This is a genomic window from Olsenella kribbiana, from assembly GCF_036408795.1.
In the GTDB taxonomy this organism is placed as follows: domain Bacteria; phylum Actinomycetota; class Coriobacteriia; order Coriobacteriales; family Atopobiaceae; genus Olsenella_L; species Olsenella_L kribbiana.
Genome location: NZ_JAZGJP010000015.1, coordinates 11793 through 32595 on the forward strand (window position 1 = coordinate 11793; position 20803 = coordinate 32595).

The 20803-nt window shown below is 58.7% G+C and carries 23 protein-coding genes and 1 tRNA gene; 12 read left to right on the forward strand and 12 right to left on the reverse strand.

The genetic code is table 11. From position 1 onward, the window contains the following. Positions 1 to 30: 30 nt before the first annotated feature. On the reverse strand, positions 31 to 1848 hold the full coding sequence (gene pepF, locus VXJ24_RS09240; RefSeq protein WP_330972646.1) for an oligoendopeptidase F: 1818 nt from the start codon (positions 1846 to 1848) through the stop codon (positions 31 to 33). Between the two features lie 146 nt (positions 1849 to 1994). Between pepF and VXJ24_RS09245 the strand changes: the two genes are divergently transcribed. After that, a complete protein-coding gene (locus VXJ24_RS09245; RefSeq protein WP_330972647.1) occupies positions 1995 to 3053 on the forward strand; it encodes a Gfo/Idh/MocA family protein in 1059 nt (352 codons plus the stop codon). Between the two features lie 7 nt (positions 3054 to 3060). Further along, positions 3061 to 3765: a lysoplasmalogenase family protein gene (locus tag VXJ24_RS09250; protein ID WP_330972648.1), complete on the forward strand. Its 705-nt coding sequence runs from the start codon at positions 3061 to 3063 to the stop codon at positions 3763 to 3765. Here VXJ24_RS09250 and VXJ24_RS09255 read toward each other — a convergent pair. The 6 genes from VXJ24_RS09255 to VXJ24_RS09275 form a co-directional block, all read right to left on the reverse strand. After that, complete coding sequence (locus tag VXJ24_RS09255) at positions 3762 to 4391, reverse strand: glycerol-3-phosphate acyltransferase (protein WP_330972649.1); 630 nt, start codon at positions 4389 to 4391, stop codon at positions 3762 to 3764. The genes VXJ24_RS09250 and VXJ24_RS09255 overlap by 4 nt on opposite strands. 82 nt (positions 4392 to 4473) lie before the next feature. After that, complete coding sequence (locus VXJ24_RS09260; RefSeq protein WP_330972667.1) at positions 4474 to 5109, reverse strand: class I SAM-dependent methyltransferase; 636 nt, start codon at positions 5107 to 5109, stop codon at positions 4474 to 4476. 15 nt (positions 5110 to 5124) lie between these two features. Next, entirely contained in the window at positions 5125 to 5283 is a 159-nt protein-coding gene (locus tag VXJ24_RS09265; RefSeq protein WP_330972650.1) for a hypothetical protein, read from the reverse strand. 114 nt (positions 5284 to 5397) lie between these two features. Further along, entirely contained in the window at positions 5398 to 6216 is an 819-nt protein-coding gene (locus tag VXJ24_RS09270; RefSeq protein WP_330972651.1) for a 4Fe-4S binding protein, read from the reverse strand. A gap of 70 nt (positions 6217 to 6286) precedes the next feature. After that, on the reverse strand, positions 6287 to 6487 hold the full coding sequence (locus VXJ24_RS11515; RefSeq protein ID WP_430623819.1) for a GNAT family N-acetyltransferase: 201 nt from the start codon (positions 6485 to 6487) through the stop codon (positions 6287 to 6289). After that, the gene (locus tag VXJ24_RS09275) at positions 6469 to 6735 is read right to left on the reverse strand and encodes a GNAT family protein (RefSeq protein WP_330972652.1); all 267 of its coding nucleotides are present in this window, start codon (positions 6733 to 6735) and stop codon (positions 6469 to 6471) included. Before VXJ24_RS09275 ends, VXJ24_RS11515 begins: the two co-directional genes overlap by 19 nt. A 133-nt stretch (positions 6736 to 6868) precedes the next feature. Between VXJ24_RS09275 and VXJ24_RS09280 the strand changes: the two genes are divergently transcribed. After that, positions 6869 to 6944: transfer RNA gene (locus tag VXJ24_RS09280), tRNA-Met, on the forward strand. 105 nt (positions 6945 to 7049) lie between these two features. Here the strand turns inward: VXJ24_RS09280 and VXJ24_RS09285 are convergent. After that, the gene (locus tag VXJ24_RS09285) at positions 7050 to 7385 is read right to left on the reverse strand and encodes a helix-turn-helix domain-containing protein (protein WP_309321160.1); all 336 of its coding nucleotides are present in this window, start codon (positions 7383 to 7385) and stop codon (positions 7050 to 7052) included. Between the two features lie 252 nt (positions 7386 to 7637). Here VXJ24_RS09285 and VXJ24_RS09290 point away from each other — a divergent pair, with 252 nt between their 5' ends. Then, complete coding sequence (locus VXJ24_RS09290; protein WP_052241584.1) at positions 7638 to 8720, forward strand: IS1595 family transposase; 1083 nt, start codon at positions 7638 to 7640, stop codon at positions 8718 to 8720. A 71-nt stretch (positions 8721 to 8791) separates the two neighbouring features. On the opposite strand, the gene VXJ24_RS09295 is transcribed toward VXJ24_RS09290, so the two are convergent. After that, positions 8792 to 9286, reverse strand: coding sequence for a nucleotidyltransferase domain-containing protein (locus VXJ24_RS09295; protein WP_039689008.1), 495 nt, complete (start codon positions 9284 to 9286; stop codon positions 8792 to 8794). 103 nt (positions 9287 to 9389) lie between these two features. Between VXJ24_RS09295 and VXJ24_RS09300 the strand changes: the two genes are divergently transcribed. The 4 genes from VXJ24_RS09300 (at position 9390) to VXJ24_RS09315 (ending at position 12435) form a co-directional block, all read left to right on the forward strand. Further along, positions 9390 to 10187, forward strand: coding sequence for a hypothetical protein (locus tag VXJ24_RS09300; RefSeq protein ID WP_329964896.1), 798 nt, complete (start codon positions 9390 to 9392; stop codon positions 10185 to 10187). A 63-nt stretch (positions 10188 to 10250) separates the two neighbouring features. After that, the gene (locus VXJ24_RS09305) at positions 10251 to 11384 is read left to right on the forward strand and encodes a hypothetical protein (protein ID WP_330972653.1); all 1134 of its coding nucleotides are present in this window, start codon (positions 10251 to 10253) and stop codon (positions 11382 to 11384) included. 423 nt (positions 11385 to 11807) lie between these two features. Continuing rightward, the gene (locus tag VXJ24_RS09310) at positions 11808 to 12161 is read left to right on the forward strand and encodes a cAMP-binding protein (RefSeq protein WP_329935959.1); all 354 of its coding nucleotides are present in this window, start codon (positions 11808 to 11810) and stop codon (positions 12159 to 12161) included. Continuing rightward, entirely contained in the window at positions 12154 to 12435 is a 282-nt protein-coding gene (locus VXJ24_RS09315) for a hypothetical protein (RefSeq protein ID WP_309321156.1), read from the forward strand. The genes VXJ24_RS09310 and VXJ24_RS09315 overlap by 8 nt, the downstream gene beginning before the upstream one ends. Positions 12436 to 13032: 597 nt before the next feature. On the opposite strand, the gene VXJ24_RS09320 is transcribed toward VXJ24_RS09315, so the two are convergent. Further along, positions 13033 to 14709 carry a DNA primase family protein gene (locus VXJ24_RS09320; protein WP_309321155.1) on the reverse strand — a complete coding sequence of 559 codons (1677 nt, stop codon included), beginning with the start codon at positions 14707 to 14709 and terminating at the stop codon, positions 13033 to 13035. Positions 14710 to 15742: 1033 nt separating this feature from the next. On the opposite strand from VXJ24_RS09320, the gene VXJ24_RS09325 reads away from it, so the two are divergent. The 3 genes from VXJ24_RS09325 (at position 15743) to VXJ24_RS09335 (ending at position 18560) form a co-directional block, all read left to right on the forward strand. Further along, on the forward strand, positions 15743 to 15967 hold the full coding sequence (locus tag VXJ24_RS09325; protein WP_309321154.1) for a helix-turn-helix transcriptional regulator: 225 nt from the start codon (positions 15743 to 15745) through the stop codon (positions 15965 to 15967). 26 nt (positions 15968 to 15993) lie between these two features. Further along, positions 15994 to 17211: a tyrosine-type recombinase/integrase gene (locus VXJ24_RS09330; protein ID WP_309321153.1), complete on the forward strand. Its 1218-nt coding sequence runs from the start codon at positions 15994 to 15996 to the stop codon at positions 17209 to 17211. An 881-nt stretch (positions 17212 to 18092) separates the two neighbouring features. Then, the gene (locus VXJ24_RS09335; protein WP_330972654.1) at positions 18093 to 18560 is read left to right on the forward strand and encodes a UvrD-helicase domain-containing protein; all 468 of its coding nucleotides are present in this window, start codon (positions 18093 to 18095) and stop codon (positions 18558 to 18560) included. Here VXJ24_RS09335 and VXJ24_RS11520 read toward each other — a convergent pair. Then, complete coding sequence (locus tag VXJ24_RS11520) at positions 18505 to 19098, reverse strand: galactokinase family protein (RefSeq protein ID WP_430623818.1); 594 nt, start codon at positions 19096 to 19098, stop codon at positions 18505 to 18507. The two genes, VXJ24_RS09335 and VXJ24_RS11520, sit on opposite strands and share 56 nt — an antisense overlap. 150 nt (positions 19099 to 19248) lie before the next feature. Further along, complete coding sequence (locus VXJ24_RS09350) at positions 19249 to 19587, reverse strand: PTS lactose/cellobiose transporter subunit IIA (RefSeq protein WP_330972655.1); 339 nt, start codon at positions 19585 to 19587, stop codon at positions 19249 to 19251. Between the two features lie 281 nt (positions 19588 to 19868). On the opposite strand from VXJ24_RS09350, the gene VXJ24_RS09355 reads away from it, so the two are divergent. Then, positions 19869 to 20639 (forward strand): DeoR/GlpR family DNA-binding transcription regulator, encoded by a 771-nt coding sequence (locus tag VXJ24_RS09355; protein WP_070807642.1) that lies wholly within the window; start codon positions 19869 to 19871, stop codon positions 20637 to 20639. The last annotated feature ends 164 nt before the right edge of the window (positions 20640 to 20803 follow it).

The window sequence follows — 20803 nt, forward strand, 5'->3', positions numbered from 1 at the left end:
GCCTGATTCGTGCCTGCGGATGCTGATGGGCTACAGAAGCTTCGAGAGCTCGTCCACGAGCTTCGAGAACTCCTCGAGCGCCGCATCGACGGCCTCGCCTGATGCCATGTCCACGCCGGCACCGCGCAGAAGCTCGATCGGGCTCTTCGAGCAGCCGCCGGAGAGGAAGGCAAGATAGTCGTCTACGGCAGGCTGGCCCTCTGTGAGGATGCGGTTCGAGATTGCGACAGCGGCTGCGAAGCTCGTCGCATAGACATAGACGTAGAAGTCGTAGTAGAAGTGCGGGATGCGTGCCCACTCGAGGGCGATCTCGTCGTCGGTCTCGATGGCAGGGCCGTAGTAGAGGTCGTTGAGGGCACGGTAGCGGCGGCTCAGGTCGTCGGCGCCCATGCCGGTGCCCTTGGCGCAGGCGGCATTTGCGTCGCGCTCGAACTCGGCGAAGAGCGTCTGGCGGAAGAGCGTGCCACGGAACTTCTCGAGGTACTCATTCAGGAGATAGGCACGCTCGTGCGGATCTGTCTCATGCTCGAGGAGGTAGTGGATGAGGAGGCACTCGTTCGTCGTCGAGGCGACCTCTGCCACGAACATCGCGTACTCTGCATAGCGGGCAGGCTGCGTGTGGTTCGAGAGCCAGGTCTGCATCGAGTGGCCCATCTCATGGCAGAGGGTCGAGACCTCGTCGAGCGTGCCTTGGTAGTTGAGAAGGATCAAGGGCGTCATGCCATGACCGTCTGCCGAATAGGCGCCGCTCATCTTGCCCGGCGTCTCGAAGACATCGATCCAGCGGGAGGCCACGCCCTTCTTCACGGTCGAGACGTAGTCGTCTCCCAGAGGGGCGAGCGCCTTGTACATGAGGTCGCAGGCCTCCTCGAACGTGTAGCGGCGCTCTGGCGCCTCGACGATGGGCACATAGACATCCCAGTAGCGCAGGTGGTCGACGCCGAGGACGCGCTTCCTGAGCTCCATGTAGCGGTGCATCGGCTCGGTATGGGCATGGACAGAGTCGATGAGGGAGTTGTAGACAGATACCGGCACCTCGGTCGGGACAAGCGATGCCTCGAGCGAGCTTTCGTAGTGGCGGGCATCGGCGAAGAACTTGAGCTGGCGCATCTGCGCAGCAAGCGTGGCGGCAGCCGTGTTCTTGACCTTTGCGTACGCACCATAGACGCTGTGGTAGCCGCTCTCGCGAAGCGTCCTGTCAGGAGAGGTCAGGATCAAGGCCGAGTACGTGCCATGCGTGACAGGATGTGCCTTGCCCTGTGCGTCCACGGCATCCGGGAACTTCATGTCTGCGTCGTTCATCATCGTGAAGATCTGGCCCGGCTGCGTTGCAAGCACGCCTGCCTGTGCAAGGAGCTGCTCCTCCTTCGGGCTCAGCGTATGGGCCTTGAGTGCACGCATGCGGTCGAGGGCGAGCTTGTAGAGGGAAAGGCCCGGCGTGCTCTCATACCATGCGGCAAGGTCGGAATCGGAAAGCGCAAGGAGTGCTGGCTGGAACCAGGCACGGGCGGCATCGATAGCGGACTCGAGCGTGACGACCTGAGAGACCGTGTCCTGCCAGCGGCTCACGCGGGTATCCTCGTCGGCCTTCCTGCCGGCATAGTTCCAGACGCGCTGGAACTGCATCGTCGCCTCGTCGTCGAACTTGAGATAGGCAAGAAGGTCCTCGCCGGACTTGAAGGCCTTGTCCTCCCAGGAGGCGTAGGCATGAGGCAGCTCCTGCGCTTCGACGAGTGCCTTTCTGAAGGCATCCTCATCTGCGAAGAGCGATGTCAGGTCCCAGGTATACTTCTCGGGCACCTCCGCGCGGGAGGCATAGGAATCGGTGAAGGAATCTGCAGTGGCCATAATCTCCCCATTTCCAGTGCTGCATCTTTCATAACAGTTGCAAGTATGGCACAAATGGGAAGAGCGCATCTTGGCCCAAGAATCCTTATCAGGAAGAACAAGCTCGGGTATGCTTCTGGCAGTGCACACGGCGTCAGGAGGATCGGATGGATAAGGTACGGATTGCAACTATCGGCAGGTCTGCCATCACGGAGCGCTTCCTTGATGCGCTCGGCCAGGTGCCGGAAGCAGAGTACGTAGCAGCCTATTCCAGGAAGGAAGAGGATGCCCGCGCCTTTGCAGAGGCGCATGGCGTGCAGCTCGCATTCTCGTCTCTCGAGGAGCTTGCTGCAAGCGACAAGGTGGATGCCATCTATATCGGCTCGCCGAACGCGCTTCATGCGGAGCAGGCAAAGACGCTTCTTGCTGGCGGCAAGCACGTGCTCGTCGAGAAGTCGTTTGCTGCAAACAGGAAGCTCGCCGAAGAGGTCTTCGGACTTGCCCATGAGCAGGGCCTTGTCGCTCTCGAAGCAGCACGGAACACGTTCGGCCCTGGTGCAGCCTACCTCAAGAACGCTGCGGAAAAGACCGGCAAGGCGCGCCTTGCGACCTTCCGTTTCTCGAAGGTGACGTCGCGCATCAAGAAGCTCGTAGCGGGCGAGCATGTGAACATCTTCGATCCGCACATGGCAGCAGGTGCCCTCATGGACATCGGCGTCTACTGCGTCGAGTCTGCGCTCCAGGTCTTCGGTGCCCCTGAGTCCGTCAAGGCCTCTGCCGTGACACATCAAGTGGAGGGGCGGAGCGCCGACGATCCCTATACGACGATCGACCTTGCGGGAGAGGCCATCCTTTCCTATCCGGGCTTCCTCGTGAATCTCTCATACGGCAAGGTGTCGAATGACTATCTCGCCTCCCAGATCGAGGGCTCTGCCGGCACGCTCTTCTGGAAAGAGACATCCTGCCCCAGAACCTTCACGTTCACGCCCTATGTGGACAAGGGCATGGTGTACGGAACGATTGGCGGGGAAGGGGCAGAGACCACCTCTGTCGATATGCCGGAAAACGACATGCAGTTCGAGCTTGCCTCCTTCGTCCATGCAATCCAGGGCGACTCGGAAGCTCTTGCCGAAGCAGCAGAGCACGAGAAGCTCACGCTTGCCTCGCTTGCCGTGATGGACGACATCAGACGTCAGTGCGGCATCATCTTCCCTGAGGACAGGTAGGAATGCCATGCCAGAGCTCATCGCTCCGTCGCTCATCGCTGCAGGTGCCATCCTGCAAGGCGTCTTCATATGCAAGGATGCCCAGGGCCGCTACGTTGCCGCGGCGGTCCTGAAGGCGCTTGCTTCGGCTGCCTTCGTTGCACTCGGTCTGGTGGGCGCCTTCGTGCCGCCGAGGATTCCGGCTTCGCTTCTGGTCTGCCTTGGCCTTCTTCTTGGCATGGTCGGAGATATCCTCCATGCCCTGCGCTTCATCCAGAAGAAAGATGCGGACGTGCGGGCGGTCAAGGTACGGGAGAAGAAGCTCTTCACGATTGGCGCCCTCTTCTTTGCGGCAGGGCACTTCTGCTACATCAGCTATCTGCTCTCGCTTGTGAGACACCCCGTGCCGGCGCTCGTCGTGACGGCAGCAGTCCTGGCCATCATCTTCTGGCGGCTCTCGAAGTCCGTGCATGAGCGCAGCCTCTTTGCCTTGGCAGGTGCTGCCTATATCGCGGTCGTCGGCCTTACAGCAGGGTTTGCGGCTGCCGCCTGCCTCAGCATGCCTTCTCTTCAGCAGACGCTCTTTGCTGCCGGCGGCATCTCGTTTCTTGTGTCAGACACGCTGCTTGTGCTGAACTCGTTCGGCGAGAGGCATACGCAGGTGCGGCGAACCTGGAGCCTTGTCCTCTACTATGCAGCACAGACCCTGATTGCGCTTTCGATCTGGCCTTAGGACTTCTTGAGGTGCAGGAGCTCGAGCGTCTTGTCGGCTATCGATGCATGGGGCGTCGAGCCATCCTTGATGTGGAGAGCTGCGGGAAGATGCGCCTTGAACATGAGAAGGACGAGGAGCGCTGCCGGCACGAGTGCCCAGGCGCCGGCACCTGCGATCGCAATCCAGACGAAGAAGATCGAGGGAATCAGAAGCGCGCCGAGGCAGAGATAGCCCAGAGCGACGACGCCTACGGCAAAGCCTGCGATAGAGGAGAGGATGCCTGCAAGAGGCGAGGCGAGGATGATCGTGGAGCAGGTCGTCGTGACGCCCTTGCCGCCCTGGAAATGATGCCAGATCGGGAAGTTGTGCCCCGCTGTGGCGCCAAGCCCTGCCCAGAGCGTGACGGCAAGCGTATGCCCTAGAAGCGCCCAGGAGATGAGGACTGCGGCAAGCGTCTTCAGGATGTCGCCTGAAAGGACGGCAAGCGCTGCCTTCGTGCCGAGCACATGCCCGACGTTTGCCATCCCCGGGTTTCCATCGCCGATGGAAAAGACGCTCTTGTGCGTAATTGCGCGGCAGACGACATCTGCCGTCAGAAAGCAGCCGAAGGCATAGCCGATCGGAAACGCAAGAAGACACTCCATAGCGGCCTCGATTCCATTGCATGCATCCTTCTTTCTACCCACTGAAAGCTCAATGAAGCGGAGCAATGCACATGCATGATGCTCAGAGCTTCACACGGATGACCTTGAGCCTGCCTTGGCGGTCGCATACCTGCATGGAAATCCTTGTATAGAGGCCGATCTTGCCTTTCAAGAGCCTGCGAGCGTCGCCGAAGAAGTGCTCACGGGCAATCAGGGTGACGCCTGCCTTCTCGGCGAAGGCAGCGGCATCGTCGACTGCAAAATGCATCGCTGCAGAAGCATTTCCGGTCTTCTCCACATACCGCTCTGCATAGCGGAGGCCGCGGGAGTCCACGGCGTCGAAGATGAGCTCGGCGCCGGGGAAGATGCGCCTGAGATCCTGCATGAGCGAGACAATCCTCTCCTCAATGAAATACGGGAAGACGCCTGCGGCGTAGATGAGAATGGGCTTGTCGTGTGGCACGGCATCCGTCCAGGCAAGGTCGAAGAGGTCGTGGGCGATGAGGTGCTCATCCGGATCCTCGCCGAGGACCTGGCGGCGGTAAGCAATCACATCAGGCAGATCGAGCTCAAAGAAGACAGAACCCCTGCCATCTATCCGTGAGCTTGCCGCATCGAGCCCGCAGCCAAGGACGATGAGGGTCGAGAGGCCGTGCGCTGCGATGAAGTCCTCTGCCATCGCGTCCATCACATGGGCACGGACGGCAGAAGAGAGCAGATTGAACTAGGAAGTCTAGGAAGTCGTGCCGACAAGAGCACGTCCTGCCAGCGCCGGCTCGAGTGCGAGCGCGCGCTGGTCAAAGAGAAGCTCAGGGAATCTCTTCGAAGCTTCTATCCTCGCCCAGAGCGGGATGAAGAGAGTATCTGGAACGCCTTCGAATCGCTGGTCCATAAGGGCCTCCATCCTGCTGCGGCTGATGCTGAGATGATTCTAGATCAGCACAGGATAGATGTTAGTGTGCAATAACTTAATGGACAGATGAGTCGGCTGGTGGCACCGCTATGGCTAGAGTGCCTTCTTCGGACAGGCTTTCACGCATTCAAGGCAGAGGATGCACTCGGTGCCATTCCTGCGCTTCCTCGAATCATCAAGCATATCGACATCCATTGTGCAGACTTTCCGGCATCTGTTGCAGGAGATGCACTTCGTGTGGTCGCAGGTGATCCGTACGAGCGAGAAATAGCTCATGGGCTTCAGGAACACTGTGATAGGGCAGATGTATTTGCAGAAGGCGCGGTTGTCCTTGAAGGCAAACGCAAGTGCGATGCCGAGGGCGTAGTAGGCAGCATTTCCTGCGATGAAGGCCCAGAACATGATGTCTTCGATATTGGCTACCTGCGCCACGAAGAGTGCGGCGACGAAGATGAGGGAAGCTGCGAACGTGAGATAGCGGATCCAGCCGATCTTCTTCCTCGGCTCCTGAGGCACAGGATAGGGGAGGAAGTCGAGGACCATAGCGGTCCAGCAGGCATAGCCGCACCAGCCGCGGCCAAAGAGAAGCGGGCCGAATATCTTTGCTACCGCATAGTGTATGGTTGCTGCCTCGAAGCTGCCAAGGAAGAGGTAGTACCAGAACCCTTCGATCTGCATGTTCTCATGGGAGATGAGTCCCAGATAGACAAGCATGTAGAGGCCGACCATGAGCTGGGCAATCCTTCTGGCATTCCTGTTGCCCTGGATGAAGAGGGCAAGGGAAAGGGAGAGGGCAGTCCCGATATAGCTGAAGTTGAAGAGATAGAAGAGGTTTTCCTTCGTGAGCCAGAGCGAGATGCCCACTGCCTCGAAGACAGCAAGCAGACAGATTGGTACGGCATATCTCTTCATCCAGCATCCCTTTCCATGAGGGTGGAGCTGGAACTCATTCTACGTCCGTTTGTCTTGTCGCTGATGAGCTTCAGCGATCAGCAAGGCGCATGCAGATGAGTGAGAAAGGTTCGCCTTCCTCGTCGGTATCGGTGCGCATGTATGCCACAAAGCCCTTGTGTTCGTAGAACGCTATGGCTTGAGGATTCTGCTCGTTCACGGTGAGCTTGCTGACATCCCAATGGGAGAGAGCGTAATCGAGAAGGGTCGAGCCTATGCCCCGCCCCGGCAGCTGCTGTCGACGAAGAGCATCTCGGGCCTGCCTTCCTGCGCACCTATGAGCGCAAGCGTCTTGCCATCGCTGTCCTCAGCCGCGGCAAGGTGCTCGACTGTCTGAATTGCTTTAGGGACGTAAGCCCGGATGCGGACGATATCGGATTCGGCGAGGAGATGACGGGTGGCTCTGACAGGGCGCTCCCATACGCCCAGAAGCTCATCTGAGAGATTGGGCGTGCAGCTTGCAATCTCCTGGATGTGCATGCAAGTCCTTTCTCGTCTGTTCTGCTTCCGGAAGGAGGACATCACAAGCAAATGTGGAGAAACGTTCACATATTTGACTAAGCATGGTTAAGAGCATAGTATCTTTTCTTGCGCTGAGGCGCACACAACATATTGCGGGGTGGAGCAGTTGGTAGCTCGCCGGGCTCATAACCCGGAGGTCGTAGGTTCAAATCCTGCCCCCGCGACCAAAATTTCAGCCCTGAACTGGTAAAACGGTTCAGGGCTTTTTCGTTGCCTTGGGGCAAAAATGCCCAAAGTAATCTGTATGGTAATATGTATGAGCGAAAAAAGCCTTAGACCCTGCGTTTCGCCAGGCTATCTCTGAGCGCTCGGAGCACCTCAACCGCAACGGGCAACTCGTCAATCTCGAATGAATCAAGAATCTCTTGCACCTCGGCGGAAAGCTTCGCCTTGTCGGGTTTTGGGGCGTCACTGAGCAAAGCGTCGGTGCCTACCGACAGCTCCTCTGCAATCTTTGCGAGCACGGGCAAGCTCAGCTTGGTGTTGCCCGTTTCGATGTGGCTCATGTGCGTTACCGATATTCCAACTTTTTGCGCGAGCGCCTCCTGCGACAGCCCGCAGGCTTTGCGGTAACGCCTGATGCGCTGTCCTATGTCGAAGTATTTCATTTTAACCGCCCGTCAAAATCAAGTTGCCTTGAATCGTATGGGCGATTAGCCTCAAATATAATAAACTGGAAAGGCTGTATTTCATGCATGCAGTTAATGTTTGAGACCTCATTCTTACGAACGAGGCGAGAGCGTTAGTGAGTCAAAAAAACACGTTGTGTTAGACCGCTTTGGATAAGTGTCCTATGCACAGTACACGCAGCAGGACCCCCAATTGCGACAATTCCATCATCAGGAAATATGGAGGTTGCAATGGAAGACGTGCTCACCCAGCTGACGAGGCAGTTCCTCCCGCAGATGACGGCTGCCGAGAAGAGCAGGGCCCTGAGATCGCTCAAGGCGCTGATAGACGCGGAGTTGTTCGACCTCGCGGCAAGCGAGGGGGCGGAAGACGATCCCGACAGAGCCTGCCCCTGGTGCGGCTCCCCGCATTACGTGAAGAGGGGGCGAGACGGGCGCGGCCGTCAGCGGTTCCTCTGCCGAGGGTGCGCCAGGACCTTCACCGACGCCACCATGCGCATCTTCTCCACCACCAAGCTCGACAGGTCGGCCTGGATGAGGTTCGCGGAGTGCCACGTGGACATGCTCCCGCTGCGCGAGTCGGCGGAAAAGTGCGGCGTGTGCCTCAAGACGGCGTTCTTCATGCGCCACAGGCTGCTCGAGGCCATGGCCAAGCGCATGCCCGCCTTCCGCGTGGAGGCCGGCGGCGGGGCCGAGCTCGACGAGTGCTTCTTCAGGGAGAGCTTCAAGGGAAACCGCTCCAGGTCGGAGTCCGGCGTGCCCAGGAAGCCCCGCGCAAGGTCGCAGGGAACCGACGGGCACGAGAAGATATGCGTGCTCACCGGCATCAACGACGCCGGCGACATCTTCTACGAGATCGCGGGGAGGGGCGGCCTCGACGAGGCGGCAGCCAGGGAGCTGCTCGCCGACAAGCTCGCGGTCGGCGCGATAATCTCGACGGACCGTGCGCACGTGTACCGCCGCGTCCTGCCCGCCCTCGGCGTCGGCGAGCACATCGCCAGCAAGAGGGAGGAGCACGCCATCAACAGGGTGAACAGCCTCCACTCCCAGATGAGGCACTTCATCGGCAGGTTCCGGGGCGTCTCCACGAGACGCCTCGAGAACTACCTCGCCTGGTTCAAGTGGACGTGGTGCTTCAAGGTCCGCAGGAGCGCGGACGAGCTCGCCGAGCTCATAGTGAGGCAGGCGGCCCGCGGCACGTACGAGAAGACCTGGCGCCAGTACAAGGTGACCCCCTATCCGTTCTACGAGTACTGGATCAAGCAGGCGAAATGGGACTCGCGTGCGCGGAGGGCCATATACGGCGTGGCGTGATGTCCAGGGCGGTCTGGCGCAGCGCATCTGCGGCAAGCGCTGAAGTCGTGACCCGATGCAAAAAGCAACAGCTAGCGATATTCTTCGGGAACGTCGAAACCGTACTCACGGCATAGGAGCATGACATCGTGGACGTCGTGCTCGTCATGCTGATAGCCCAAGTGAAACAACAGCTGGCTTTCGGGGTCGATGCACGACACCTCCACCTCGCCGATGCGCCCCCTCCCCGAAAAGACCTCCCCGGGAAAACGATCTCCCTGATACAGAATATCGCCATTCTCGGCGAAATCGAAGCAATGCAGGTCGACGATGCGCCCCGCCTCGTCTTGCCACACCGTGTGATCTTCGGTGGTGAAAGATGCAGCCACCTCGGAAAACCCCTCATCAGCAATTAGATCCACGAACCTTTGGTAATCCCCGCGCTGAACGAACAGGTCGATGTCGTTATGAGCCCTGGTCTCACGCCCGACAAGCGCATCGACGCCCCAGCCGCCATCAAGATATACGCCAATGCCCGCACCTGCGGAAAGGCCGATTATCCAACACGCATCATCCTTGGTGACCATAGGAGCTCCTTCGCTTTCGCCTGCTATTTAAGCAAGAAAGATTATAGGAAAAGTCCCAGTATCCAAAGTGGTCTAACACAACGAAAAAACAGGAGGTAATGCGATGACGCCAATGAACGAGCAGGAAAACCTGCTATCGGGTATCACAATCGCTCATAACCTGATGCACCGCGTGGTCAGTCTTCAGCAACGCATCAACCAGCTCACCACTCAGTTTGCCGCCAAGACGGAAAAGAAGACTAAAAGGCACCCTGTTCTCTATGCAATCGGGGGCTTCCTTATCGCGTTCACGCTTATCACGAGCACGCCACTTAAGGTGATAACGTATCTCCCTACCCTTCCGTTCTTCTCGATGGGAGGCACGGAGCTTCAATTGGCGGTCTGGAATATCGTGAACCTCATCGTCTCAGCTATCATCGGTGCGATTCTATACAAGGTCATAGCGAAGACGGCGGACAAAAGCCGCTCCCAGAGAAATGCCGCGATTGACCAAAGCAACCAACGAGTTGAAGCCAACAACCAGGCCCTAGCCCAGAGCATCGAGCAAACCAAGCAGGAGATTTTCGCCGTACAGCAGCAATGGGCTTCGCAGGTCGCCCCGTGGTACCCCATGGATTACGACAGCATCGAAGCCGTGGATTTCTTCCTTGCTGCCGTGCGCAACCATCGCGCCACCACCGTACAGGAGATGGTCAACCTCTACGAGACCGAGATGCACCAGCGCCGCATGGAAGCGGGCCAGCAGCAGATTCTCAACCAGCAGCGCATCGGCAACATGCTGCAAATAGGCAACCTGTTCATGCAGGGGCAGATTCTCAATCAGGCTCAGCAGATAAACGCGAACACCGCCAGTGCGAGCGGCAACCTCGACTGGATGGCTCGCGCGATGGGAAAGCGCTAAGTAATGACGCGGTTGACATAACGAGGCAACTCGAAACCACCATGAAAGAAAAGGGGATGGATAATGAACGGATTATCCCAGTGGGCGCGCTCGCATAAGCCCCAAGCCGCAGCGATAGCCGCTGCGATCGTTGTTGCGATCGTTGTTGCGATAGCCGTGGCAAGTGGAGCGTTCGCAACGTCCGAGCAACAACCAGAACAGCAGGAGTCAAGAACTGTCGATGTGACCCTCAGCGTCACGGCCGACCACGGCTGGGACGAGAACTCCACGCCCGCCATCGCTCATATCGAGGGCGACGACGTGGACTTCTACCACGCGGTGACCCCCGATGCCGATGGCAACAAGGGCACTTCCACGGTCGAACTCGCCGAGGGCGACTACACCGTGAGCTTCGTCAGCCCCGTCAACTCCGACGGCTCCGCCTTCGACATCTACGACACGGGCGCTCCCGTCGACATCACCGTCGACGCCGACGCGAAGACCGCGCCTGCCGTCAACTGCCCTATGGCGCAGATTCCCGCCGACAAGGTAACCGACGACATGCTCGCCGACATCGTCAACAAGACCAAGGACGCCATCAAGAAGGGTGACGAGACCTTGAAGGGCGATGCCGGTACCAGCATCCTCGACAAGCTCGACGGCAACGTCGCCAAGAACCCGAACGCGAGCGACAAGACCAAGCAGGAGGCGACTGACGCCGACAAGGACGTCGATGTCAACGACAAGCCTGCACAGACGACGCCGTCTGCCAAGAATGATGGCAATAAGGCCGACAGCAATGCTGGTTCCCAGCCTTCCAACAACGGTTCTTCGAACTCTGATTCTGCTTCCAGCAAGCCTTCTCAGTCCAGTCAGCCTTCCAAGCCTGCCCATACCCATACTTGGGTGAACCACACGGCTACCCGTCAGGTATGGGTGAGCAACTGGGTCGACGTGCCCGACTACGGCACCCAGCAGGTTCAGACTGGAACTCGTTGGGTATTCCCTGAGGACGGTTACGTCACGACCAGCCTTAGCGATGCAAAGGCGCACGCTGTAGCACTCGTTAAGCAGGGCTGTATGGGTAACTATCACACCGAGCCTGTCTACGAGAACCAGACGGTTCAGATTGGTTCCCACAAGGAAGACCATGGTTCCTACACGACCGAAACCTACGTGGACTACGTGTATTGCAGTTCGTGCGGTGCTCGTCAGTAACGACGAGACCATCACGGCGCGTGCTGTGTTCGGGCATAGCCCTCACAGACCCGCGCGCTCCCTCCGGTCGCGTGCAGGTGTCCGTTTCCCGAACAAGGGGAGCATCCGCATAGCGGGTGCTCCCCTTGTTTTTTGCCCAGATGCTCCGGAATACCGCGAAACAGGATCAGCAACAGCGCACCGGCCTTTGAAGGGCTTTTCGAGGTCTTTCGGTGGGCTGTTCTGAGACCTTTTCGCGCCCCTGTCCGAACAAAGCCCCTGCGAAGGTCTTTCGCTGGGCTGTGCTGAGCCCATTTCGCGCCCCTGCCCGAACAGAGCCCCTGCGGAGGTCTTTCGAAGGTCTTTCGCTGGGCTTTGGATGGGCATGCGTGAAAGACGCCTGCGGCGTCGGGTGCCTCTGAAACGGAGATAAGGAGGTACACGATGGACAGGGAGCGTCTTGAACCCAGCAGCCCCCAGGAGGAGGCCATGTGGAGGGCGCAGGTGCTCAGGCGCACCGCCCGCATCTGCTCGGCGAAGGCCAAGGAGCTTGAGCGCATGGCGAAGGTGGACGGCAACGCCCCTATGCGCGACAGCGGCACCCTGAAGGACGTGCTCAAGCGCATCGACAACGTGATGGAGTGGCGGTTCGTGAACGCTCTGGGCGAGGTCGTCCTCGACGGGGACATGCTCGCGGAGAGCATCGACTGCGAGGCCCTGCGCACCATGCGCTACTGCGTGGCTGAATGTCTCAAGCGAATCGAGGAGCGGGAAGCGGAGGGGAAAAGCGATGAGTGACTACGGCATCAAGACCTACGCCGACCTCGCCGAGACGTGCGGGAACATGGTGCTCGCAAACGAGATGGCAAAACGCCCGCTTGAGCTTGTAAGTGGGGACTGGGCGCCATGGGAGGAGATTTTCCAGTGGTACATCATACAGGACCCGTCGTTTGTCATGGGGCACACGGGCGAGCCGGTGTTCTACGACGAGGAGCTTGACCTGTACGTCCTTGGGGTAAATCATCTAGGCACGGCTTGGCAGCTCGTGCCCGCTCCGACAATCTACGACTGAAAAGACGCCGAAGGGCGCAGCGAAACAATCGCTGCGCCCTTTATTTTTTTGCTTCGCGGACACTCAAGACGCACTTTCTACACGTCGTCACTTTACGCCTGGACTTGTAGAAAAACTCCGAGAAGATTGCCCCGTTTATGGGGCTTGCCGAAGCGCTTTCTACAACTGTCGCAATTTTCGACAAATTCAACCCCTGAAACACGCCTTGTTTTCTACGGCGTTTCACGCCATATATCAGGAGAAATCGCCTTGGCTCCCTCCGCTATACGCTTCGGGGGCAAAAAAGGCAAAAGGGCATAAGGGGGACTGACGCAGCGTGCGCTGCGGTCGGCATAGCCGACAGTCCCCCTCGATGCGACCTTAGGGTCGCAAACGCTGCGAGCGCAAGGCGCTCGCAGATGCCGTCTCAGGACGTACGCCAGCGGGCTTGGGTGCCGGCGGAGCGCCACATGAAAAGGGACGGAGGCGAAAAGCCGTCCGTCCCTATCGAGACAGTGGATGCCGCCGTGATCGAAGCGACTACCCCTGCGGTGCGGGGCAGATCGCTTCGCTTTCGCGGCGGCCTGCATCATGAGGTTCAGCGGGCTGCGGGTTGGCTTACGGCTCGCCTTGCGGGACGTCTCGCACCAGCCCCTCGTATCGCTCCTTGATGCTGGCGGGCATGCACCGGCGGTCGGTGTCGGACCCGCAATAGGCTCTGTTCATCCACTCGGTCACTTCGTACTCCAAGATGAGCGGTTCGGGCCAGCCCATCTTTGAGGGGGCGCGGACGGGGTTTTGGGTGGAGCTCCATCCGATGCCGTGCTGGGGCAGGAGCGCCTTGACCTCCTTGACGAAGACCTGCTTGGACTGAACCCTTCCCGAGGGGTTGTTGCGCCGCGACCAGTGACGGTACAGGTCGTGGAGGAACTGCCAGGGGAGCAAATCCCAAGTGACTTGCGGCAGGATGTCGTCGAGGAACTGGCGCACGGGGTCGTTCACCTCGCGATACTCGGCAAGGAGCCTGCACGTCGCCTCGGGGGCGTCAAGCTCGTAGTAATCGGTCTTTGCGAGGATGCGGTGGAGCACGTATTCGAGGACTTCGGGTCGGTTCAGGTAGTCGCCCTTGATGTACTTGCGCTCGCAGCCCTCGAAGCGCTTCTCGAAGGGAATCACCAGAAGGCGGCGGTACAGAGACTCCGACTTGTCGCGAAGCTTCGGCAGCGAGTTGATGCACTGAATCATGAAGCCTCGGAACTTCACCGAGCGCGGGTCTTTGAACTTGCGGTTCATCAAGAACGGGTCTCCCGTGATGATGGACTTGAGCGCCGCCGCATCGTCCAGGTAGGTGCCCGTGTCGTTCTCGTCGGTGATGATGGCGGAGACGCGCGTGAGGGATTCGAGCTTGAAGTCGTCCCCGAACGCCTTGATGGGGATGGACGCCCACGCCCCCTTGCCGCAGAGGTTGCGGGCGAGGGTGCAAAACGTCCCCTTGCCGTTGTTGCCGAGGGTCGAGTACAGCCACGCGCTCTTGTTCCAGTCGACGTTGGGGCGCACGACCGCACCGAGAACCTGCCAAAGAAGCTCCACGACCTTGGGGTCGTCGGAAAGCTCGTCCATCCACGTCACCACGTCCCAGTCGGTGCCGTCCTCGTTGTTGCGGATGACGGGATTGGGGGCGTCTTCCACGAAGTCCGTCCCGATTTTGGAGGTGAACACCAGCTCGGGGTCGAAGTCCATGAGAATCTTGTTGCCATAGTCGTACAGGCCGTTGTTCACGGCGACGAGGTCGGGTTTGGTGCAGGGGGACACCACCTCGCACACCGCGCGCAAGATCGCAACGACCTCATCGACGTTGCGTTTGCTGATCGTTGCGTCATAGCGGCGGATAAGCCGCGTGAGGTTGTCGCTTCTGGTGTCGTAGACGCCCTTGGCGTCCCCCTCCGACTGGTACACGCCCACGTCGTAGTTTCCGTCCCCCTCGTCTGCCGCCCAGCAGATGAGCTTGGCGTGGTGGAGCCACTTGATGGCAAGCGCAATCTGGAGGGGCAGAAGCTCCCTGAGCTTCTTGAGGCGCTCTCCCGGCGGCTTCTGGTCGGGGTAGGCGTCCTTCAGTTTTGCGCCGATTGGGGCATTTTCGTCACGAGGACCGAGGTTGTACCTCTCAATGGCGTTGTTGGTGGCTTGGAGCAGCTCATTCTCAATGGTTTCTGGGGACGGGATGCTGTCCATGTCGATGCCCCCAAGATAGTCTTCGGTCACGGTTCTTATAAGCTCGTTATACGTCTGTCCCATGGCTTCTCCTCCGAATCTTTCGCGGTGTTTTTAGAATGTTTTACCGTGACATTCGGTGACTGAGAAGACCTCGTTATCTGCAAAAGCGCAGGTAGAAGGGCTTTCTGTTCATAAATGAGCGGAAAGTCGGTGTGCTGTTTTCGTGAAGTGAGGACGCCGCGGCGGAGAAGGTGGCGCACGGCAGGTTTGGCAGGTGCGCGGCAGGGGTCGGCGCGGCGACTTCCTGCCGCCCTTCCTTCTGAGGCGATGGGGGCTGAGAGGGCGCTGGCAGTCCTGGCAGCCTAAATAGTACATGGACACAGGTAAGACCGTCCCCTGCCTTTTCGTGTACGTCTTCTTCCACCGCTACCCGTTTTGCGGTGGCGGGAGGGGCTGCCAGGGTTGCCAGTCCCGCGTTGCGAGCCTGCGGGCGGGGGTTTGGGATGGCAGTTCGGGCCTGAAAAGCCCTGCCGCAAGACTGCCGCGAGGCCGCAACGGCGTCGCCCCGATCATGCAACGACGGGATGAGGAGCGTGCGAGCGTGCGTTGCAAGTGCGGGGCTTGCCCTGCCGCTTATGGTGACTTTATGGAACTGTTTTCCGAAAAACGCGGCGTGAAAACGGGCGCGTCTCTCTCGTTGCCCTCAGCATCGGTCTTCCCGGGCGATGTGCCTAAAATCAAGCGACATTTTCCCCGTTTGGCAAGAATGGCACAGCGGGGTAAGATGTCATCAGGCCGTTTGAGGCCTCGTGCTCTGGCGCTTCCGTCTTCTCGGAGCGCTAACCACTGGATGCAGGTGGCGTCTCCCATGACGCCTTAAGAGGCTGCCTCGGGGAAACAGAGCCTCCCCACGCCATGTCCGATGCACCAAACCCCTGCTCGGGCTGGGCAAGGCCAAAAGACCGCTGCAGGTCGGCTCGCGGGACGCGCGAATTGGGTTTCGCCGATTCCCGCATGTCAGGAAGCGCGGATGTGCGTATCGCATCCGATGGGAGCGCCTTCTGGCCAGGATGCACGCCGCTATTGCGGCTGTGCCTGTTGCCAGGAGGCAGTCATGGCTACAAACGAAACCGATTCCATTTTTCTCATCGACTCAAAAGAGGCCGCATTCGTGCTGGGCATCAGCTCTCGCACGCTCGCGAACTGGCGCTGCAAGGGCCGAGGGCCTGCGTACATTCGCCTGGGCAAGAAGCGCTCCCCTGTGATGTATCGCGTGAGCGACGTGCAGGACTGGATTGTCGAACATCAGGTAAAGGCGAGCGGAGATGCTCGCCGATAGGCGACGCAAAGGAAGGGAGGTGAAACATGTCCCGCGTCGCCCTTGAGCTTGGAGAGACAAGCATTGACCGCGCAAAGATTACGCCGACGCCCGACGGTGGCTATCGCATGCAGTGGAGCATGCGCTTGCTGAACGGGCGTCTCATCAAGAAGACGACCAAGGGGAAGTGCACCAAAGGCGAGCTGCGCCGCCGCGCTCATGCCCAAGCTGAGGAAATTCTCGCAACAGGCGGGGGCAGCACTCCTTGGAAGGGCTCGTCGAGCATGCGCGACTATATCCGCAAAGAGGTAATCCCCGGAATCGAGCGCACCGATGATTCCATCTTGCGACCCCGAACACGGGATAAATACTGCCACGTGCTCAATCTCGCGGCGGAGGCGTTTGGGGGCTTTCGCATCGCGGACGCGGTTCGCCCGCGCAACCTCGAAGGCATCTTGGAGGGGATGGCAAGGCGCCACGGCACCTCTACCGCCAAGCATTGCCAAAAGACGGTGAGCAAATATGTTCTTGAGCCTTTGGTACGCGACGAGGTAATCGCCCACAACCCCCTCAAGAGCTTCAGGCCGCGCCTGCCTGAGTGCCGCATGACAAACAAGGCTCCGGGCGGACAGGCGCTCACGCCGGAGGAGCGCGGGCGCGTGCTCGAATACCTGCTTGCGATTGACCCCAATGATGTAAATCCGCCGAAAAGAGGGCGCTATACCGTTGAGGATGTGCGCAATCTGCGCCGCGCTGTCGTTGAGATCACGCTGCTGCAGGCAGTGACGGGGCTTCGCATCAACGAGGCGAGACTGCTCAGCCGCGCGAACGTTGAGGACAAGGACGGCTTGCTTAGTGTCACCGTGACGACCGAGGTGTCAAAGACCCATCGTGGGCGTACCATCCCCATCCTTGACGAGCGCGTTGCCGAGCGCATGAGGGCGCGGCTGGAAAGAGCGGGGGCCGAACCAGGCGCGCTGCTGTTCCCCGCCCCCGCGGCTCCTGGCAGCGCGTGGGACATCAACAACGCGCAGCATGCCATTAAGAAGCTCTATCACGAGTTGGCAGACACCTTGGACATACCCCTTCTCGATAAGGTCTCGACCCATGTCTGGCGCGCGACCCTCAACACCGAGTGGATGCAGAGAGGCGTTCCCGATTTGATTCGCTCGGCGTATTTCGGGCACAGCCCCGAGGTGAATCGCAGCTACTATACGGATACGACCAACGTCTCCGTTTTGGTGGACATGCTCCGTACGACCTAGGGGTTCGAGGTAATCTGTATGGTAATATGTATGAGCGTGATTTTCCGTGATTTTACGTGATACCGAGTGACACTGTTTTGGTCGAAAAATAGGGTTTGAGCTGGGATGATATAGCGTGTGACCTCGGGAAACTAGAATTTGAAAAGGGTGCCCGGAGGTCGGTGGTTCAAGTCCGCCCCCCGCGACCAAAAGTCCGCAGCTCAGGGAATCAATTCCCTGAGCTGTTTTCATTTGCAGATTCTTTCTGGGTCAAATTTTGGGTCAAATTATTAAAATGGATTTTTCGTGAAGTAAAGTAAGCAGATAATCTTATATGTAGCTACATGTTTGGACACTGGAATGCGTCTGCAGTTTATGTCTCCAAGAGGCATTCAAAGCATATGTTGCTATTGATGTTCCGCTGAATCTAAATCTCGAGAAAAGCTTTTCCTGCCGGCGTTCTTCCGGGTCTGTCTCCGATTGCTTAGGCGTGATCATATAGTCATGCTGGGGTAATCGATATTAGTTAGGACTCGAAGTGCAACATCGATAAATAACTCAGACAATCGGCGCTAAGTACATGACTGCAAATATCGAAGAGGATGAATGGTCTTATGCTAAGGAAACACTGAATAAATGGTGCCGATGGAGCGGGCTTCCCGCTTACGACAGCGTGCGCGAGATGGTTGCTAGCTGTGGAAGGCGTGCACCTCAAGCGTCATGCATGCATGTATGGGGCCCTGAGCAGGGGGTTGTCGTCGGCGAGTCCGTCCCCCGCTGTGGGAAACTGAGCCACGACGCCAGCGGGCATACGGCTTTCAGCGGCCGCTCTCTTCGGATGGTAGAATCTGTTACATATTGATTCTTTTCGCCGCATATGGTTGCGGATTAGCTTGTAGCCCATGGACCAAGCATTAGACTTTGGTAACGCAAACGAAGAGCAGCGCCGTGCCATCACCACGACCGAAGGGCCGGTGCTCATCACGGCCGGACTCGGCACGGGTAAGACCTTCACGCTCGTCAAGCGTGTGGCATACCTCATCCTCAAGAAGCACGTGAAGCCTTCGACTATCCTCGTAGCGATCTTCACGGAGAAGGCCGCCAAGGAGCTTGCCACGCGCATCTCTACCCAGCATGAGGAGGGCCCCAACCATACCCGTGCCACGATGATTTGCATGGGCAGCCTCAAGTACACCATGCGCCCCTACGAGCGCGACACCCTGTATGACCTGGACCTTGACCCGCATGAGCAGGTCAACCGCATTAATGACCCGGCCTACGCCGAGAAGGTCGCACAGATGCGTGAGCGCCTGCTCACCTGGTACCAGGAGACCGCCGACTGGGTACCCAACCGCAAGGACATGCGCTAACCTGCGCCTTTGTGCACCTGCTTGGGCTTTTCGCCAGCGGGTGCACACTTCTCCTTGAAAGAGGCTTTCCATGCTCAATCTCATCTATGCCTTGGTCATCATTGTGGCAACCTCGCTTGAGGCGGTGGCAGGCCTCGACGGCTGCGGAGCTGGAGAGGCCGCCGCCAGAGGGGATGGTGGAGGTCATTGCGAGGTCGAATCCTGTGGGCGTCCCGCCGCGAACGGCGACCTCGTACGCCATGCCTCGGACAAGGGCGGCGGTTGAGCCCTTTTCGTCGTCGCGTGAATCGAGCGAGTCCAGGTCAACCTCAATCTGCGGGTAGCCTTCGGATGCTACCCGTACGGTAGCGGTACCGTTGTTCGCCGCGATGCAGTCGACGGCGACGTCGAGCGCTGCTGCTATTACGCGCCCGCCCTCGTGATCGGTGTGATTGCCGGCGATTTCGGAACGGCCGGGCGCATGCACGGACAACAGGTTGCGGACGCCCACCGTGCCAAAGCTCTCCTCAAAGAGTCTGACGAGCTTGTCTTTGTTCATGATATTCACCTCTTGGGCAAGAAGACGGCTACCAAAGGTGCTTTTCCAGGTGTCTCTTTTTATTAAAGTTGCGCATAAGGAAAAAGGCGGCGAAAACAATCGATGCCGCCGCCTCTTCCTTTGTGGTCTGTTTGATTTTAATTAGGTAGGCTAAGCCGTCTTGGCCTCGAGCGCCGCGATCCGCTTGTACTCATCAATCATGAACTTGGCCTGCTTCTCGAGCATCATGGTGGTCATGAGCGTATCCTGCGCGTGCACCATGATAAAGGTCACATCCATCTCGGAGCCGCCCGCTTCTTTGGAAAGGATACCGGTCTGGATGTTGTGTGCCTCGATGAGAGTATCGTAGGCGCTCTTCTGAAGCTCCTCCGCCTTGGAGAAGTTGCCCTCGCGCGCGGCGTCCAGGGCATGGAGCAGGTCGGTCATGGCATCGCCCGCGGTCGCGACAATCTCGAAGCCAATCATTGAGATTTCTTCTTTGGTGGCCATTTTGGGCCCCTTTCTGTTAGCGGCGCCTTTGCGCCTGTGTGCGCTTCGGGCTCGCGGGGCGTCCGGGCAGCCGCCCTCTGAGCTTCTTGCTGATATAACAATACTTCCCGAACAAAGAAGAACAACAACAAACATAACGAACAACTTCGAACGGTCGTAAACTGGCGGTGAACGGCAAATCGTCGTCTTTTTTAAATTTTCACGTTCGTTTCTGTTCGAAAGTGTTCTAATATAACTGTAAATAACAGCGGCAAGTAATCGAGCCAGAGGAGGCGGGTGCCATGATCAAAGTGGAGCGGCATGAGCGCGTGAAGGCGCTCCTGGATGCTCATGGGACCGTCTCGGTCAAAGAGATCTCCGACGCGCTTGATGTCTCGGAGATGACGGTTCGACGCGACCTCGAGGAGCTTAGCGCTGCTGGAGACATCGAGCGCGTGCGCGGTGGCGCCCGCCGGTGTGCCTCTCCTGTTCATTCAATGCTGCGCCGCGAGTACACTCATATCGAGAAGCGAGACAAGAACGTCGCCGAGAAAGCCGAGGCGGCGCGCCTTGCTGCAGGTCACATCGAGGAGGGTTCGACGGTCTTCCTCGGCACCGGCACCACCGTTGAGCAGATGATTCCCTTTCTGCCGTCAGGTCGTCTGCGCGTGGTCACGAACTCGATCAATGTATTCAACCTGCTCGCCTCTCGCGAGAACTGCGAGCTCTTTCTCATCGGTGGGGCTTTCCGTGAGCGTACTGGCGCTTTCGTAGGCCCTCTCGCCGAGAGTGCCATCTCCCAAGTGGGCATTGATGCCGCATTCATCGGCGTCAACGGCCTGCTCGGCAATGATGTCTATACCTCGAACATGGAAGAAGGTTACTTCCAAAAGAAGGCCTTCGACCAGGCAGATTCCCGTTATATCGTTGCGGATGCGAGTAAGATCGCCGTTCGCGACTTCTATTCGTTCTATAACCTCTCGGATATCGATGCCCTGATCTGCGATGGCGGAATCACGCCCAATCAACGTACGAGCGTCGAGGAGTTCACGCGAGTGATTTGTCCCACGTGAGGCTCCGCTATTACCTTGTTCCATCCACGCTGTGCCCGGCGGCGTGTGAGGATTTGCGCGTATAGGTCACTGTCAAGCCACAACACAATCGCATCTTTTGCGTGACAAGAGCTGATCGTAGACATCGCTATAACGACATCTGTCAACGGTGTCTAGGAACCGTC

What these genes read in the sequence shown, in the direction of transcription:
- pepF (WP_330972646.1), bottom strand. Translation starts at nt 1,848, where the DNA reads ATGGCCACTGCAGATTCCTTCACCGATTCCTATGCCTCCCGCGCGGAG.
- VXJ24_RS09245 (WP_330972647.1), top strand. Translation starts at nt 1,995, where the DNA reads ATGGATAAGGTACGGATTGCAACTATCGGCAGGTCTGCCATCACGGAG.
- VXJ24_RS09250 (WP_330972648.1), top strand. Translation starts at nt 3,061, where the DNA reads ATGCCAGAGCTCATCGCTCCGTCGCTCATCGCTGCAGGTGCCATCCTG.
- VXJ24_RS09255 (WP_330972649.1), bottom strand. Translation starts at nt 4,391, where the DNA reads ATGGAGTGTCTTCTTGCGTTTCCGATCGGCTATGCCTTCGGCTGCTTT.
- VXJ24_RS09265 (WP_330972650.1), bottom strand. Translation starts at nt 5,283, where the DNA reads ATGGACCAGCGATTCGAAGGCGTTCCAGATACTCTCTTCATCCCGCTC.
- VXJ24_RS09270 (WP_330972651.1), bottom strand. Translation starts at nt 6,216, where the DNA reads ATGAAGAGATATGCCGTACCAATCTGTCTGCTTGCTGTCTTCGAGGCA.
- VXJ24_RS09275 (WP_330972652.1), bottom strand. Translation starts at nt 6,735, where the DNA reads ATGCACATCCAGGAGATTGCAAGCTGCACGCCCAATCTCTCAGATGAG.
- VXJ24_RS09285 (WP_309321160.1), bottom strand. Translation starts at nt 7,385, where the DNA reads ATGAAATACTTCGACATAGGACAGCGCATCAGGCGTTACCGCAAAGCC.
- VXJ24_RS09290 (WP_052241584.1), top strand. Translation starts at nt 7,638, where the DNA reads ATGGAAGACGTGCTCACCCAGCTGACGAGGCAGTTCCTCCCGCAGATG.
- VXJ24_RS09295 (WP_039689008.1), bottom strand. Translation starts at nt 9,286, where the DNA reads ATGGTCACCAAGGATGATGCGTGTTGGATAATCGGCCTTTCCGCAGGT.
- VXJ24_RS09300 (WP_329964896.1), top strand. Translation starts at nt 9,390, where the DNA reads ATGACGCCAATGAACGAGCAGGAAAACCTGCTATCGGGTATCACAATC.
- VXJ24_RS09305 (WP_330972653.1), top strand. Translation starts at nt 10,251, where the DNA reads ATGAACGGATTATCCCAGTGGGCGCGCTCGCATAAGCCCCAAGCCGCA.
- VXJ24_RS09310 (WP_329935959.1), top strand. Translation starts at nt 11,808, where the DNA reads ATGGACAGGGAGCGTCTTGAACCCAGCAGCCCCCAGGAGGAGGCCATG.
- VXJ24_RS09315 (WP_309321156.1), top strand. Translation starts at nt 12,154, where the DNA reads ATGAGTGACTACGGCATCAAGACCTACGCCGACCTCGCCGAGACGTGC.
- VXJ24_RS09320 (WP_309321155.1), bottom strand. Translation starts at nt 14,709, where the DNA reads ATGGGACAGACGTATAACGAGCTTATAAGAACCGTGACCGAAGACTAT.
- VXJ24_RS09325 (WP_309321154.1), top strand. Translation starts at nt 15,743, where the DNA reads ATGGCTACAAACGAAACCGATTCCATTTTTCTCATCGACTCAAAAGAG.
- VXJ24_RS09330 (WP_309321153.1), top strand. Translation starts at nt 15,994, where the DNA reads ATGTCCCGCGTCGCCCTTGAGCTTGGAGAGACAAGCATTGACCGCGCA.
- VXJ24_RS09335 (WP_330972654.1), top strand. Translation starts at nt 18,093, where the DNA reads ATGGACCAAGCATTAGACTTTGGTAACGCAAACGAAGAGCAGCGCCGT.
- VXJ24_RS11520 (WP_430623818.1), bottom strand. Translation starts at nt 19,098, where the DNA reads ATGAACAAAGACAAGCTCGTCAGACTCTTTGAGGAGAGCTTTGGCACG.
- VXJ24_RS09350 (WP_330972655.1), bottom strand. Translation starts at nt 19,587, where the DNA reads ATGGCCACCAAAGAAGAAATCTCAATGATTGGCTTCGAGATTGTCGCG.
- VXJ24_RS09355 (WP_070807642.1), top strand. Translation starts at nt 19,869, where the DNA reads ATGATCAAAGTGGAGCGGCATGAGCGCGTGAAGGCGCTCCTGGATGCT.